Genomic DNA, 16,096 nt, shown 5'->3' with positions numbered 1-16,096 from the left:
CTTACCGGCTTCGTATTCCTTTAAAATACTTACAATCTGAGCCTCTGTAAATCTCGATTTTTTCATAATTCTGACAATTTAAATCTATATTTTTAAACTGTCTGATTTTTAGGGAAGTTTACACAATTATTTGCACAAGAAAACAACATTTCTGAGAATGGAAACGTAGGAATCGGCACGGGTTCCACAGCTCCAACCGCACGTTTGACAGTGGCGGGAACTACACGGATTGACTCAACTCTTACAGTTAATGACTCCGTAGTTATGTCATCTAGTGCTCGCGTTGGAGCGGATTTGAAGGTAGAAGGAAACCTTTACCTGCCCAACATTCCCACATTGTCTAATCTGACCAATGAATCCATCTTGGTTAAAGATGCAACCGGTTTAACACAGGCATTTTCCGTTCAAGCCATGGCTGGAACAATCTACTCTCTGAGCTGTGATCTTGTTGGTGTAAATCCATTCTGGAATAACGGGCCGGGTAAAATATATACCGAATGCCCGGGAGTTCGTGTGGGCGTTGGGACGGCAAACCCGGAATTCACATTCGATTGTCGGGGGAATGCAAAAACTTCCGGGCACTTATGGGCGCATCAATCCCTTTCCGTTGGAGCTGACTTGAATCCGTTTTCAAAATTCAATGTGGTAAACACGAACCAAACGGCATCCATTCAGGTGAGTGCAGTTGGGAATACGAAACCTTATCAGCGTTTGATGCTCTTCGAATACGACAACCCGGACACCAAAATCATAGAGGTCATGAATACGGCAACCAGTCGCTCTCCGTTTACCTTATATGCGGATGGTCAGTTGGAAATTGATAACGGCACTGCTAAGATCTTTCATTTGGGAACAAACGGGATGTTATCGATTAACAACGGAACCACAGAAACATTCCGTGTAGAAGCAAACGGGCTTACCAGAGCACGAAAAATCAAAGTAGATGCAGATGTTTGGGCTGATTATGTTTTTGAACCCGGTTATAAATTAATGCCATTGAGTGATGTAGAAAGCTTCTTGAAAGAACACAAACACTTGCCATCAATCCCGTCTGAAAAAGTGATGTTGGAAGAAGGAATTGATCTTGCTGAAATGAATGTGAAAATGATGGAAAAGATCGAAGAACTCACTTTATACCTTATTGAGCAAAACAAAGAACTAGAAAAAGTAAAAGCAGAATTGGAAACAATCAAACAACAGAAACCATGAGAAAACTAGTTTTAACCTTTTTTGGAGCAGTTCTGTTCTCAATTATTGCTCCGACGATCAGTTTTGGTCAAACAAATCCCAATATGCCCGGCTGGCATGCTAAGTATTGGTTTTATAGATGGCGATTACGAAACGATTTTATGGTTATGGGAGAAGGACCCGGGCAGAGTTTGGTTGCAGAAAGCCGAAATCTAACCCGTGGGCAGTTCATGAAATGGGCGGATGCAACCATTATGCATGGATACTACTTGACCATGCTTGCCATTGAACACAAAATTTTGGCAGACAAAGAAAGATGGGCAGATTTAAAAAACAATGAAAGGGAACTATACTTTGCAATCAAAGCCTTTGAGCGCTTGGATTATGTTTCTGAAACTTTTTATTCATCAGAACCAGGATATGATGATGCGTTTCGACCAAGTGATGCGACTTTACAACCAGATGTCAACGGGTATTTTTTTAGGGATGATGTAGGCCCCGATTTCTTAAATACAAATCAATTCCCTGACTATACACCTAATTTCACCTCGAATTATTATTCGTTGACAAATAATAAAACAGGGATAGATTACGGACAAATGAACTACAACCAAAGTGATTATTGCGGATTATGGGATATCACAGTAGCTGGCGATGGAAATTCAGCCCCAAAATTAAACGTACCTCAGCACCCAATTGTAAACTACAAAAAAGGTTTCGATGAAGGGGCTTACGGTTATGGCGAGGAAAGCCAGGATCAGGTGATTCGTTTACTACTGGGTTTTTTTACCATTGTAAAGAGCATTCCAGACATGCCATTCGGTATTGATAAAGACAAGGATGGGGTTGATGATGTCATTATGAATTTCCATGAAGAAGCCCAACGGCATAGTACCAATATTATTGGAAGAATGGCAGGACAATTTAGTGGGACAACAAATGTACCACCAAATCAGAACTTGCCAATTCTCTACCCATCATTAGGAATTCCGGGCGCTCCCTATTGGACAGTTATCAATCCACGCTTAAAGGAAGTTCAAATTGGCTCATCACCCTTCCAATATATGATCCCCATGCAAATGGTGGCCGACCCTTTATTTACAACTGGTAATAATATTGGCCTGGGTTCTTCAAGTTATGCAACTATTATGAGTTACAATCCTGTTGCAGAGGCTATATGGAATTCAGGTTGGAATGGTTACGATGACAATGTGAATGTGAAAATGGCTTTGATTCTGAATACGATTTCTAATAGTGGGTCAGGGTTAATACCGGTTCCACGTTTTATAGCGAATAAAAGTGCAGATGCACACATCGATGGTTTGTATGTGCCATTGTATGATTATCTCTGGGGTTGGGATCCGGACACTGAAAACGACGAAGAAAGAAAACAACATGGATATGATTATGCGAATCTCATGCTGGAAGCAGCGCCATGCGTTGGACCACATAATTTTGGTTATACAAATATTAATCGACCAGGTCATGCACAACCTGATGGACCTTATTCAGCTGTTCAGGATCCGGATGGCATCCCTTACTATTGGAATGTTCCTTTTGTTTTTGACACCGACCATGACAGATGGGACGATGGAAAAGTAGAGATTGTCGAGGCACAAGAATATGGTCCCCCACAGATAACTGGATATAGAATTGACGAGGGGTGGTTTTCAGGAGTGGATTATATGTTGCTATACAACCTGATTTATGCCAATAGCGAGGATGATAAACCCTTGTATCATGATCTGATTAACCGGGTAGTGGATTACGATATCAATACGGATGACTATACTGATATGATGGTTTATTCGGGAACAGGCTTGATGATTGGAGCTTTTGAAAACCTGAAAGTTAATGCGAACATTTACGGAAATACTCCTGTCACATTAAAAGCTTTGGATTATGTGCAATTGGACGCTGGAATCTACGATCCAAACAACATGCCGGATGGTATTACTATTGAAGTAGGAAAAATTACCTGCGGGAATGATTTCACTTCGTCTAATACACCATATTCCATTGCTGTCAGCGATTCCTGTCAAACATGTGGACTAGAAAACCAATTGGGTAGTTTTGTTGCTCCGGTAGCAAGTGGTAGAGACCGAAGTTTACCTTTGAAAGTACCTACTCCTTCTGAATTTCATTCCGATGTCCTATTCAATCAGCAGTTAGGGCTAACTGCGACAGTTGAAAATGAAGTAGCGGTATTTCCAAATCCCACAACAGACTTTGTGCAAATCGCCTCAGATAAAGAATTCAGCGAAATAATTGTTTTGGATCAGCATGGTTCTAAAATCAAACAATTTGCCCCTTCCAATTATTTGTACGATCTTAGTGACCTAGCATCAGGAGTATACACCATTGTTCTAACATTCAACAGCCATGAAACAAAACACATTAAAGTTACTAAGTTGTAGTTTAATTCTATTGTTTGTTTTTTCCTGCAAAAAGGAAAAGGGAGCTTTGGATGAACTTGATTCCGGGAGATTCGATTTTGTATGCATTTGGGAGAAAAATGGAGTTAAAGACACAGTGACAGGCGAGGCGTCCGGACCCTATTTACAATCAATGAACTATTATTTTCGGGTAAAAAAGGAAATCGGAGATATCAACTCTTTGCGAGAATTCAAGGTTGGCACTTATAAAGGAATGACCAATACTAATTTTTATGCTCCCGCATTATATATAGATGCGAGTATAACTTCTTCTGAAAATGACGCAGATAATCTGTTTGTTGGATTCGAGTCAGGAAATGTTTTGAGCGGTACTTTTAGACTAACCAGAAAACAGTAGATATGTTTAGAATCAGATTAATACCATTTTTTATTGTAATCTTTTTATTTGCAGTGATAGGCTGTAAAAAGGAAAATGGAAAGCATACCTATGAAATGAGCTTGATGTTTGACAATGGAGATGTTTTCAAAGATTATGGAATAATGTATGAAAAACCGATCCGTGGAAAAAAATACAGGGATAAAATTCATGATGCATTCAATTTGAACGAATCCCAAGGAAAAGCAGTATACATTGAAGTTTTTAACGGATATATTCTTCTAAAAGAAGGTGATAACAAATTTGTATGTTCAGACCAACTCTTTTGGGAGGGCTTGGTTGGAGATATATATCTTGAAGGAAACTATACCCGGAAAGGAAGAGCCTATACTGTGAGTGATGGATATTTTGAAGTCATTTGGCGTGATCAATTTGGAAACCCGCTATCTAATTCTGTTTTAACTGGCAAATGGACTTTAAAACGATAGCAGAGATTAATTAAAAGACTGTTACATCCTAGCTTAAAACTAGGGTGTAACCTTCTTAAATATCAAAAATTGATAGCAAACCTACTTTTCTGGTAGGTGTTTACTTTCATATTCCTACTTCTAAATTGATTTGAAGAAAACCTAATTTACAAATTTTCACTACGTAAACTTTATGCATAACAATAACACTTTGAATATTTCTTTTGAAGATTTATTCAAGCTAATTATTGGCTTTATTGCTGATGATTTAAAAGTACAAAAACATTTTTACAATCTAAGTCTTAGTGGGCTGGATACCACACAACTACAGCTGAATTTACATGAAGGAATTTTTCAATTGGTAGGATTTAAAAAGAATGAAATATCAGAGGAAGTTAAACAATGGTATTTCCAACAATCCGAAAAAGTTTTTAGGATTGATGGTATCGAAGATAAAAATACCTTGAATGAGTTAGCCATTGAAATATTAGATGGACTTTTGAAAGCTAGAAAGAAAATATTTAAATCGATTGAGAGGTAAAAATATGCAATCAATTCAAAATCCACGAAATTGTTTTCGCCCTTGATATCAATGATAGTGTAACCAAGCGGAAGGAAAACCTGCGAAAGAAAGCAAGGGAAATAATTTCTAAGGTGATAAAGACCTGGTGAATTGTTTTTGACTGCATCACATCTGCTCCAATACTGCAATGCGTTTTTCGATCGGAGGGTGGGTTGCGAATAAACTTGCAAATCCTGCTCCGTCTAAAGCTTTGTGCTCAATAAACATCTGTTTGACGTCTTCGCTTTTTACATTGGAAACTTCCGAATGTCCGGAAATTTTGCGAAGTGCGGAGGCCATGGCACGTGAATTACGTGTCATTTGTACAGCACCCGCATCGGCCAGGTATTCGCGCCTGCGGGACAAAGCGAATTTGAAGAGGATGGAAAGGAATAATGCGACAGCTGAAATTACCAGGGCAATCAAAACTCCCTTATTATCATCTTTATCTCTTCTGCCTCCACCCCAAAGTAAATTGCGGAACAGGACATCCACAGCGAAAGAAAGAATTCCTACAAAAATAATGGATACGATCAGTAAACGAACGTCTTTGTTCCGGATATGTGTCAGTTCGTGTGCGATCACGCCTTCCAGTTCTTCGTCATTCAACTGTTCGATGATCCCGGTTGTGAGAGTAACTGCATAACTTTTTTCATTGATTCCGCTGGCAAAAGCATTCAATGCAGGGGAATCGATCACAAACAATTGTGGCATTTTCATTCCGACGGACATGCACAGGTTTTCCGTCAGGTTGTAAACCCGCATATTCTCTCTCCGTTCCAAAGGCCGTGAACTGGATGCCATTTGAATCAAAGAAGCATTGAAGAAATAGGCGATCAGGAACCAAATCAGGACGCCTCCAACTACGAACGGAATGGTGGTGATAAAACGTTGATTTACCTGGTCTATGTGCTCTTTTCCTCCCATCATAAAGAAGAAAAAAGCATAGACTCCCGCTAAAATTAATAACGGGAATCCAGCCAATATTAAAGCCGATTTGAGGTTATTGCTTCGAATTTGTTCGTGAAGACCAATATAAGCTGCCATTAAAACCGATTAGAATTTAACTTCCGGTGCTTTATCCAATGTCTGACGTTGATCAACTTCCAAATCAAACATCGGTTCGGTTTTGTATCCTTTGAAACCGGCGATGATACTGCTTGGGAATTGTTCGATTCCATTGTTGTATTCCTTTGTAGAGGAATTGAAGAAACGGCGAACTGCAGCTAGTTTGTTTTCCAAATCACTGATTTCCTGCTGTAAGTGCATGAAATTCGTATTTGCTTTTAAATCCGGGTAAGCTTCCAACTGGATATTCAGTCCATTCATTGCAGAAGTCATTTTATTTTCTGCCTCGATCTTTTCGGCAATAGTTCCTGCACGCAAATACCCTGAACGAGCTTCAGTAACGCGAGTTAATACTTCGCTTTCGTGATTCATGTAACCCTTTACGGCTCCAAGTAATTGCGGGATTAAGTCATAACGTTGCTTCAATTGCACATCGATATCGGCAAAAGCGCTTTCGCGGTTGTTTTTCAATGAAACAAGTCGGTTGTTGATAGAGATTAACCAAATGATTAAGATCAATACAACACCTCCAATAATAAGTCCAGCGATCATGTTTTTAAGTTTAAAATGTAAAGCGAATATAGTACTAATTTTTGTTCGTGTGCGGGATTAGGAATTCTTAACTAAAAAGTGATTTTGGACGGTAGTATTGGGTGTATGAATGGGGAGCTTAATTATTTTGGATGAACGAATTAACTAAATGGTTTACAAATAGATTCAGGATTTATTGATTTGTGTTTAATAAGCGGTCAGGATTTAATTTCGCATATGAATTGCTCCATTTTATTGAATCCCTCAGGATTTAATTTGATTTTAAATTCGTGCACATTGTATTTGTAACTTACAATATTGGCTTCACTTAGTTTTAATAAGTGTTTAGTGATGGCAGGTTTACTTAGGTTTAAGACTTTCGATAATCTGGTATTCGTCAGGTTTTTATTTGTCTTTAATAATTGAATCATTCGTTTTCTTGCCGGATGGCAAATAGCTTCTCCTATCACGGTTACCTCAAAATCCTCCAGTGTGTAGTTGTTCGGTTTAAATGCTCTCATAAATAACTGTTTCTATTTAAGTTAGCAGAAAAGTTCATTTGATGCAATAGAAAATAGAAGAATTTTCAACGATTTTGCTGTAAACGAATTAACTAAATGGTTTACAATTGTGATCTGATCGGATTAACGAGTTAACTAAAAGGTTAACGGATACACCAATTAACAACAATTATAGTACATCACCGCTTTTCCCTTTTGCTTTGAAAAAGCCACGTGCCTTCCGTCTTCCGATCCCAGCAAATAATAAAACCCAATAGCTTGCCTATTGCTCTTAATTTCTTCCCAGGTCGCTTTATCGATGTAATAACTTTGGTCTTCAAAAACGTCGTTTTCTTCTATGGCGGGAACAGTGAACCGATCTTCTGAAAAAAATTCCTTCACTCGTTTGGTAATAAATGCGTCAGTTTCCTTTTTGGAATGGATATCGCCAGTGAAATCATAACCGAGCAGGAAATTGGCATCGAATGTTTCTTTCAGTAAATCCTTCCCTTCCGAACTGGTAATGGTCAAAACTGCTTTTCCTTTCAGTAAGCTTTCCCCCGTAATCACTAGTTGGAATTCATCTTGCTTTTTCGGATCCGAAAAGGCGTGAAGTACTTTGTTCTCAATCAGGTATTTCGATTTTTCTGCTGGTTCTTCCGATTCAGTCTGTACTTCTGTTTTCGGTTCCGTTTCCACGGATTTTACGGCCTTTTCTCTGGTGGATTCACCACAGGAAGTGATTGTGATGGATGCCCCGGTCAAAAACATTAAAAGTGTATAATTTACTTTGTTCATACCTTCTATTTTTTAATTTGCGCTAACTTGTTTAATATCCCTGCTTTCAACTCCAAATTCCCGATTTTAAGGTAGGGATACACGTTAACATTCTGATCTGCCATGTTTTACGATTTGTGTTTGATGTAAACGACTTCTTCCGTTCCGTTTGTCATTCGATTCTTCAGGTAAGTTAAGCCAATTTTTTCAAGTACGCGAACAGAAGCTCCATTTTCAGGCATGGCCCTTCCTACAATTGTTTCCATGCCGAATTGATTGAATCCGAGATCTAAACATGCTTCGGCAGCTTCTGTAGCATAACCTTTGCCCCAGAATTTTTTCATCAAACGATAACCAATGTCAAACTCATCGAGTTCAGGAGTATATTTCAACCCGCACCAACCCAGGTACTCCCCGGTTTCTTTCAGGATCATGGCCCAGCGACCGAAACCATACTTTTGATAAGATTCGTAATTCTCCAGGAATTTGCGTGCTTCTTCCACGCCTTCAAACGGATCGTCTCCGGTGTAGCGCAAGACTTCAGGGTCCAGGTTGAGCATATAAGCATTTTCTGCATCGTCGGGTGTCATTTCCCGGAGGAAGAGGCGAGGTGTTTCGATGATTTTCATTGGAATATGCATTCGGTTGAACGTTTACATCGTTCAGGTTTATAATATAAGCACCAAGATATCGTTTTTACGAATTATGAAAACAAAAGCGCCAATCAAAATTCTGACCTTAACACTCTTTATGAGCTTGATTTCCGGGTTTGTTCTATATCAGGGAGGATATCTCTTTTCCGGTAGAAAAAAAGAGAAGTATTTTTCAGATTCCAATGGTGGAACAGGAAGTCAGTTGGGATCGCTTTCCAAGAAAAAGTACGGATTGAGTACGTTTCAAAAATTGCAGTTATCCGGTGGGTTTGATCCGAAATATTTTGACACAATGTATGTCGAACCTGCCCAAAATGATCATTTCATCGGTAGTTCAAAATCAATGATCGTTAAGTTCAAAGAGCCGCAAATAGATTTGGGTTCATCTTATCTCAAAACCCAACTCAAAGCCCAACAAAAAAAGAAGAAGTAAGATGTGGTTATTGGAATTGCTTTTTGCAACAGGAATAAGTTTTTTGTTTCTCGTTTTGGTCTTTGTTCCAATGGAACGTGTGTTTCCCGCAAAGAGACGTCAAGCATTTTTCCGAAAACAGTGGTTTTTGGATCTGTGTTTTTTCCTCGGACAATACCTGGTTTGGAACAGCCTGGTGATTTGGATTTTGTATCATCTGAATGGTTTTATTCAGGGACAACTGTCTCTTTCGTATTTGAAATGGATGCATCAGCAACCGATTTGGCTTCAAGGACTGGAAGTACTTGTTTTAAGCGATTTGTTGATCTATTGGGGACACCGGTTACAGCACAAAGTAGATTTCCTCTGGCGTTTTCATAAGGTTCATCATACCGCAGAAACCATGGATTGGCTGGCTGCACATCGGGAGCATCCGATAGATTCTATTTATACTGTGGGGATTATTAATCTGCCTGCATTCTTGTTGGGATTTGATCTGGAGGCTATTGCAATGATTGTGGTTTTCAGAGGGATCTGGGCAATTTACATTCACAGCAATGTGCGTTTGAATATCGGTTTCCTTCAAAAGATCATTGGTTCACCGGCCTTGCATCACTGGCACCATGACCTGGAACGTGATCGCGGAAATTACGCCAATATTTCTCCCTTGATGGATATTCTTTTCGGAACCTATGTTTGCCCGGACCATGAGCCGGAATATTTTGGGATCAAAGAAGAATTCCCCCGGAATTATTTGGGACAACTCATTAAACCAATGATTCCGAAGTTTGTGAAAAATGCTTTGTCAAAAAGAAATTGATTCAAGTACTGTACCCATCGTTTTAATAAACAATTGGATAATTCGTAATTAATTGATCTCAATTCCCATAATACACACATCGTCAATTTGCTCCAGATCACCTTTCCATTTGAAGAACGTAGATCTTAAAATTTCGATTTGCTGATTGATCTTTTCATTTGAAATCTGTACCAGCAGGTTCTTCAGGTTTTTAGCCTTGAATTTCTTTGATTCCGGTCCGCCAAACTGATCCGCATATCCGTCTGTGATGAGGTAAATGCGGTCGCCTTTTTGCAATTCAACAGAGTGCGTTGTAAAAGGCTTCATGTCGAAATGTTTCCCGATCGGCTGCTTGTTCGGTTTGATCTCCATTATGTCCTGGCTTTCTTTTTTCCAGATCCACAAGGGATTATTGGCCCCGGCCCAGGTAATTTCGTTAGTATCCTTGTTCCAGGTACACAAAGAAATATCCATTCCGTCGGAAATTTCAATGTCTTCCTCTTCTTTAGAGAGTTCATCTACAATGAATTCCCTCGTTTTATCCAGAATTAAGCCCGGGTCTCTTAACCCAAATTCTTTGACCGATCGGTTCAGTGCATTGTGACATATGACACTCATCATAGCTCCAGGAACACCGTGTCCGGTACAATCTGCAACGGCAAAAATGATCGAGTCTTTGGTTTCTTCGAGCCAATAAAAATCTCCTGCCACAATGTCTTTTGGTTCGTATAAAACAAAATGTTCCGGCAATACGCGTTCTCGCAGTTGGTTGGAAGGAAGAATGGCTGTTTGAATGCGTTTTGCATAGTTAATGGAATCTAAGATCTCGTGGTTTTTCTCTTCAACCTGCCGGTTTTTCTCTTCGATGATTAACTTTTGCTTTTTGACCTCGTTCCACCGGCGATATAAAACAAAGGAGAATCCGAGGATCAGCATTCCTACAATGGCAATTGCCCAGTTAATGATCAATGCCTGTTCCTGCTTCTTTTTATTCTCTAAAGCAGTTGCAAGTTGATTCAAACGTTGGGTTTCACGCTCCTTGTCGAAGGTGTAGTTCATTTCTTCCTGGGTTTGCTTGCGAATGTTTTCTTCGTTGTCTAATTCTTTTTCGATCTCGCGGAACTTCACCAAATAGTCGTAAGCCATTTCAAAATCTTTTTTTTCATATCCCAGGTCAGATAAACTTTGGTAAACTGATTTCAGTATTTCTTTGGTACCTAACTTTTGCGCCAAGGTTTCTGCCTCGGATAAATAATTGCCTGCTTTCGCTAGCTGCCCTTGTTTCAGGGCAACCACTCCTAAATTTAATTTAGAGGTAGCAATACCAAGATTTTGTTTTAATTTTTGCTTGATTTCAAGTGATTTGAGGTGGTAGTACTCCGATTTTCCGAAGTCTTTTTTGTTTTGATAACAAACCCCCAAATTATTGTAATCATCTGCCAAACCGATGCTGTCTTTGAGTTCTAAATCAATGGCTACAGACTGATTGTAATAATGAATGGCTTTTTCATATTGTTTCTGGTCCATGAAAACAATAGCCAGGTTATTGATGGAGGCGGAAATGCCTTTTTTGTGATTTATTTCACGCCGGATTTTAAGCGACTTTTGGTGGTATTCGAGTGCTTTCTCATACAATTTTTCGTTGTTGTAGATCAAACCGATATTACTTAGAATATATGCTTCGTTATCGCGGTCTTTGATCCGTTCGGCAACGCGGAGTGCCCTGTAGAAGTGAGAAAGTGCCTGGGAATAATCCCCCTTGTAATCGTAAGCAATTCCGATATTGTTGTCCATTAGGCTGGCAATCGAATCTTGTTTGTATTTGTGTGCCAGTTTCAGGGATTCTTTTCCGTAGCGGATTGCTTTGTCATAATCGCCGTAGTACCAACCGTAAGCGATGGATTCATTGAATAAAAGTAATTTTTTCCGGATGTTTTTTTCCGATTTTCCAAGCTTATAAACGGAATCAATACCGCTGGTTTGTCCCCGGGAAGGAACAAAAAACAGCAATAAAGCAATAGTGAGCAAGGAATTTTTCACATCGCAATAATACGGAATATACTCATAAGCTTTGTTAAACCGAATAAACATTTCAGGTGTTTTATTCGTTGATCCGGGAACTGTTGTTACTTTTGTTGCTTCGCTGAAGCAAGGTCTGCTTAAGCATTGGAACACGTTTGATCGGAATGGAAATGGAATTAATCACCACGTATATTTGTAAGGACTTCGATATTGGCATTCACAACAACATGTTTGGTGGAAAATTGATGTCGCTAATTGATGACGCGGCTGGCTCTTTTGCTTCCCAGATTTGTGATTCCCCCAACATGGTTACCATCAAAGTGGATGAGCTGGTTTTCAAAAAGGCCGTAAAATCAGGTGCGATCCTGAAAGTATATGGCAAAGTACTGCGCTTCGGGAACTCCTCCATTGAATTGTACATGGAAATCCGCAAACACAATGTCTACACCGGGAACCAGGATCTGGTAACGCATACCAACATGACTTTTGTCCGGATTGATGAAGAAGGAAAATCCCTGCCGATTGCCGATTATGTTAAGAAACGTCATGCGCTTCGCATGGAGAAGTATGGGAAAGCTTTGTTGCTGCCGACGGAAGAAGGTTTTTCAGCGGAGTAGCTCAGACTTTTGATTTCAGGTAATTTTCTACCTGTTGCAACACCTCTCTTTTTTTTCTCCTCGGAAGAAATACCTCAAAATCATTGGTTTTTAATCCGATATAACCCGATCCTCCCTGGTCGCAGGTCACAATGTCATCCAGATTAATAATCACCGATTGACTTGCCCGAATCAGGCAAGGGACTTCTGAACATTCGTTTTCCAAAGTACTTAGTGGTTTCGACAACAGGAAAGATTCACCGTCCTTACAAAAAATAGTCGTGTACCCTCCTGATTGTCCGATCATATAGGCAATGGTTGAGCAGGGAATGTAATGCGTTTTTTTGTTTTTAATTACGGTAATTTTGAAATGCTCTTCCAATTGGTTTTTCACAGACCGGAGTACCAGCTTTTCTGAAACACGTTTCTTCGCTTTTTCAACGGCAGCACAAAACCGGTCTTTATCGATCGGTTTCAGCACATAGTCAATAACTGCATGTTCAAATGCCTGTAAAGCAAATTGCTCGAACCCGGTTACCAGGATAACCTCAAAAGTACGTTGCTGAAGCTGATTCAATAAATCAAAACCGGTACTGTCCGGCATCAAAATATCCAGGAACAGTAAATCGGTATCTTGTTGAATTTGCCTGCTTTCCAGAAAGACATTCAAGTTGTCGGACTCGCCGATAATGGTTATTTCCGGGTAATATTTTTGGATCAGGATCTGAAGAACTTCCCGGTTTGCTTGTTCATCGTCAATTAGATATGCCTTCATGCTGTTTGCGTTGATAGAGTAGTGGACTGAAAGTAAATATAACGGTGGTTCCTGATTTGGAACTGAAAACTTCGATGGAAGCGACCTGTTTCTGAAATTGTTGGTTCAGCGCATCAATCCGCTCGGATATCAGCTGGTTCCCTTTCGACAGATGCTCTTCACTTTGATTGGAACTGTTGAATCCGGGACCATTGTCACTGATTTGCACGATCAATTCCTGGTTTTGGTTCAGGTGAAATAGAATCAGGAGTTCCGGGTTGTTTTCCTGGAATTTCAGCCCATGCCAAATGGCATTTTCTAAAATGGGTTGAAGAAGTAAGGACGGGAATTGAATATCAATTAATTGATTTTCTGACAGATTGATTTCTTTCCGGATGTGGAACCGGTTGCGGAAGCGCAGTAATTCCAACTCCAAATATGCGTCCGCCAGTTCCAGTTCTTGTTGAGCGGAAATAAATTGAGTATCACTGTAATAGAGGATTTTGCGCATCAGGAAGCTGAATTTTGCCAGGTAATGAGCAGCCATATCGTTGTTTCCCTTTAAAATTAATGCTTGAATTGCAGCCAGGCCGTTACTTAAGAAATGCGGATTCACCTGTGCTTTTACAGCCAATAATTTGTATTCATTGAGTTTGCTTTCCAGTTCTGAACGTTCTGCACTTCTTCTTTTTCGTCTCAGGTTGATTGCCAGCAAGATTGAAAAGAGGATGGAAATGATCAGGATGACTGATATAATGTAGAAAAAAGTGCTTTCCCAAAAGGTTTCTTCAATGGTGAAACGAAATATTTTTGAATTATTAAATTGGACTTTTCCGTCAATCACCGGATGGACCTTGAGTTCGTATTCACCACTTTTTAGAGCGTCAAAGTTGATTTTGGTTCCTTCAATTTGCTGACTGATAGTCTTTTCTCCCTTTAATATATAGTAGATACCTAATTTATTTACATCGAATTGAAGGATATCAATATCCAAAGAAATGGGATGGTTTGACGGTATGGAACGTGGGAGAGTATTTAGTTCACGAGTACCCAACTTAAATTTGTTTAAAACGATTTCCGGTTTGTAAATGAACCTGTAGTCAGATAAATTTTGTATGATCAGATTTTTATTGTAAGATATAAGCAGCTTTTTGTCTAGAATGAACATATTTTCGGTTTCTCCGCTGAAAAAATGATACCATTTGATAGGGTGGGAAGAAGTTAATTTCCGGATATAAATCCCGTCATTTCCCCGTATGATAAGCTGTTTTTTGTAGACCAGTGAAGAGGAAATAGAGATACAGGGTGCTTTAATCTTACGAATTATTTTGTCCTTAAAAACAACGTACACACCATCGAATCTCGTGCACACCAGGAGTGTATGCTTATCTAGTGTATGGATTCCCGTAATACGAAGTTCTTTGTTGAAAATCTTCAATTGCTTAAACTGATCATTTTTAAGATTGAATTCGAAGAGTCCTTTGCCTGTCCCTAATAGCATAATGGAATCATTTAAGCGGGAGTAGCACTGGACTTCTTTTATCTGAATCCTTGATTTGGAAAAGTTAATGGGGATGGTCTTCAGATCTTTCCAGCAAGATTTGATTATATCATTCCGGACAATAAAATAGAGATTTTCCCGATATGTAAAGAACCCGAAAGCAGAGAGGTAAGGTGTCCTGAAATCTGCTATTTTCCTAAAATCGGGGGTGAAAATAGAAGTCCCGAAACCGTCGTTTAAGACCAGGTTGTTTTTGTTAGAAGTAATGGCATAAATCGCCTCATGAAAAGATCTTTTTAGAGGTGATTTGACAGGGACACATGTTATTCTTTTTTCCAATTTATAACCGGTTGATTGGTATACACATCCTGCTGAGTTTCCTACAAGGTTCATCCCAAGAATGCTTGCTGCCGAAGTTGCAGTGAAATTATAATGAATCCGGTTGTTGATGTTGGATGAGATAAAAACTCCTTTCCGGTTGAATGAAACTGCAATGCCGCCCGACTTTAATGGAGCTACACCACCGATAAGTTCTCCCTTAAAATGATGGTGAACCAGGTTTCCATCAGGCTCTAACTCGATTAATCCATCCAAGGTGCATAGCCAGATCCGGTTGTGGAAATATTCCAAGAAAAGAATATGGTCAAAATTCAATAACGTCACTTGTTTGCCCGTTTTTTTAAACAACCTCATATTGATCAGCAGGTAGTCTGTTTTTCCGATCGTTATCCGGTCCTCTCTAGAGTCGAAATTGATACTGCTCTGTAGGAATTTTTGATTCGTTTCCGGAAAACTGACGTTTATAGAGCTTTTTTTTTGTTTTGAGTTTCCGGTAAATTTGGTAAAGGGGAATTGTTTTTTTGATTGATAGGTAAATTGGATAACGGTGTCGTGTTTATTTGGGAAGGATATTTTTTGTGTTTTAAAAGAATATTTTAAAACGTTTAAATAAGTGGAAATATAAATATGGTCATTTTTGAAGCAAAGTTTGATAAAACTGAGCTTTCGACTAGTAAATTCCGACCCGTTTTTGGGACCTATCCAAATGGCTTTGTCCTGGTGTAATTTGAACAATTCATTTCTGGAATTCAGCAGGTAGATATTTCCCTCCGGATCCTTTTCAAAATCATACATGACTCGTCTTTCCAAGGGTAGGTTGGTACAGATTGGAAGGAATCTTTCACCATCAAACTTCATTGGTCCGTATGGAGTTCCGACAATTAGGTATCCGTTTTCATCGTAATTGATGTCATAACATTCATTGGATAAAAGCCCTTGTTCGTGGCCAAGGTATTTTCCATACAATTCCTGTCCTTTAATTGATTGAACAAGGAGGAATACCAAGGCTATAGAACAAATAAACTTCACGCTGCAAGAATACTAAAAAGAGACGATAATCCATTTATCGTCTCCTGACTCGATTCTAGGTGGGTAGTGTGTTGAGAGTGAATGAAGTTCAATTCTTTCAGAAACAACTGACCTGATGGTGGATAC

16 protein-coding genes are annotated in these 16,096 nt (G+C 39.3%); 8 read left to right on the top strand and 8 right to left on the bottom strand.

From position 1 onward, the window contains the following. Positions 1–264: 264 nt before the first annotated feature. The 5 genes from FO442_RS12240 (at position 265) to FO442_RS12220 (ending at position 4,968) form a co-directional block, all read left to right on the top strand. Complete coding sequence (locus tag FO442_RS12240) at positions 265–1,209, top strand: vacuolar protein sorting family 37 protein (RefSeq protein WP_144333482.1); 945 nt, start codon at positions 265–267, stop codon at positions 1,207–1,209. Then, entirely contained in the window at positions 1,206–3,605 is a 2,400-nt protein-coding gene (locus tag FO442_RS12235) for a T9SS type A sorting domain-containing protein (RefSeq protein WP_144333481.1), read from the top strand. The genes FO442_RS12240 and FO442_RS12235 overlap by 4 nt, the downstream gene beginning before the upstream one ends. Further along, positions 3,571–3,981 (top strand): hypothetical protein, encoded by a 411-nt coding sequence (locus tag FO442_RS18715; protein ID WP_186280094.1) that lies wholly within the window; start codon positions 3,571–3,573, stop codon positions 3,979–3,981. Before FO442_RS12235 ends, FO442_RS18715 begins: the two co-directional genes overlap by 35 nt. Positions 3,982–3,983: 2 nt before the next feature. Then, a complete protein-coding gene (locus FO442_RS12225; protein WP_144333479.1) occupies positions 3,984–4,448 on the top strand; it encodes a hypothetical protein in 465 nt (154 codons plus the stop codon). 172 nt (positions 4,449–4,620) lie between these two features. Then, positions 4,621–4,968 (top strand): hypothetical protein, encoded by a 348-nt coding sequence (locus FO442_RS12220; protein WP_144333478.1) that lies wholly within the window; start codon positions 4,621–4,623, stop codon positions 4,966–4,968. Between the two features lie 147 nt (positions 4,969–5,115). Here FO442_RS12220 and FO442_RS12215 read toward each other — a convergent pair whose 3' ends face one another. The 5 genes from FO442_RS12215 to FO442_RS12195 all read right to left on the bottom strand — a co-directional run bounded on the left by FO442_RS12215 (position 5,116) and on the right by FO442_RS12195 (position 8,494). Continuing rightward, the gene (locus tag FO442_RS12215; RefSeq protein WP_144333477.1) at positions 5,116–6,036 is read right to left on the bottom strand and encodes a M48 family metallopeptidase; all 921 of its coding nucleotides are present in this window, start codon (positions 6,034–6,036) and stop codon (positions 5,116–5,118) included. 9 nt (positions 6,037–6,045) lie between these two features. Next, positions 6,046–6,609 carry a LemA family protein gene (locus tag FO442_RS12210; protein ID WP_144333476.1) on the bottom strand — a complete coding sequence of 188 codons (564 nt, stop codon included), beginning with the start codon at positions 6,607–6,609 and terminating at the stop codon, positions 6,046–6,048. Positions 6,610–6,806: 197 nt separating this feature from the next. Further along, on the bottom strand, positions 6,807–7,109 hold the full coding sequence (locus tag FO442_RS12205; protein ID WP_144333475.1) for a winged helix-turn-helix domain-containing protein: 303 nt from the start codon (positions 7,107–7,109) through the stop codon (positions 6,807–6,809). Between the two features lie 159 nt (positions 7,110–7,268). After that, entirely contained in the window at positions 7,269–7,886 is a 618-nt protein-coding gene (locus FO442_RS12200; protein WP_144333474.1) for a hypothetical protein, read from the bottom strand. A 107-nt stretch (positions 7,887–7,993) separates the two neighbouring features. After that, a complete protein-coding gene (locus FO442_RS12195) occupies positions 7,994–8,494 on the bottom strand; it encodes a GNAT family N-acetyltransferase (RefSeq protein ID WP_144333473.1) in 501 nt (166 codons plus the stop codon). A gap of 76 nt (positions 8,495–8,570) precedes the next feature. On the opposite strand from FO442_RS12195, the gene FO442_RS12190 reads away from it, so the two are divergent. After that, a complete protein-coding gene (locus tag FO442_RS12190) occupies positions 8,571–8,951 on the top strand; it encodes a hypothetical protein (RefSeq protein WP_144333472.1) in 381 nt (126 codons plus the stop codon). Between the two features lies 1 nt (position 8,952). Then, the gene (locus FO442_RS12185; protein ID WP_144333471.1) at positions 8,953–9,750 is read left to right on the top strand and encodes a sterol desaturase family protein; all 798 of its coding nucleotides are present in this window, start codon (positions 8,953–8,955) and stop codon (positions 9,748–9,750) included. Between the two features lie 48 nt (positions 9,751–9,798). Here the strand turns inward: FO442_RS12185 and FO442_RS12180 are convergent, their stop codons facing one another. Further along, positions 9,799–11,820, bottom strand: coding sequence for a tetratricopeptide repeat protein (locus tag FO442_RS12180; RefSeq protein ID WP_144333470.1), 2,022 nt, complete (start codon positions 11,818–11,820; stop codon positions 9,799–9,801). A gap of 95 nt (positions 11,821–11,915) precedes the next feature. Between FO442_RS12180 and FO442_RS12175 the strand changes: the two genes are divergently transcribed. Next, positions 11,916–12,368 carry an acyl-CoA thioesterase gene (locus tag FO442_RS12175; protein WP_144333469.1) on the top strand — a complete coding sequence of 151 codons (453 nt, stop codon included), beginning with the start codon at positions 11,916–11,918 and terminating at the stop codon, positions 12,366–12,368. A gap of 1 nt (position 12,369) precedes the next feature. Here FO442_RS12175 and FO442_RS12170 read toward each other — a convergent pair whose 3' ends face one another. Both FO442_RS12170 and FO442_RS12165 read right to left on the bottom strand, forming a co-directional pair. Continuing rightward, on the bottom strand, positions 12,370–13,122 hold the full coding sequence (locus FO442_RS12170) for a LytR/AlgR family response regulator transcription factor (protein ID WP_144333468.1): 753 nt from the start codon (positions 13,120–13,122) through the stop codon (positions 12,370–12,372). Next, positions 13,103–15,970, bottom strand: coding sequence for a sensor histidine kinase (locus FO442_RS12165; RefSeq protein ID WP_144333467.1), 2,868 nt, complete (start codon positions 15,968–15,970; stop codon positions 13,103–13,105). Before FO442_RS12165 ends, FO442_RS12170 begins: the two co-directional genes overlap by 20 nt. Positions 15,971–16,096: the final 126 nt, after the last annotated feature.

The organism is Fluviicola chungangensis, assembly GCF_007558725.1.
Lineage (GTDB): Bacteria > Bacteroidota > Bacteroidia > Flavobacteriales_D > Crocinitomicaceae > Fluviicola > Fluviicola chungangensis.
Note: the sequence above shows the minus strand (reverse complement) of the source record. Positions and strands in the feature narration are given on the sequence as shown.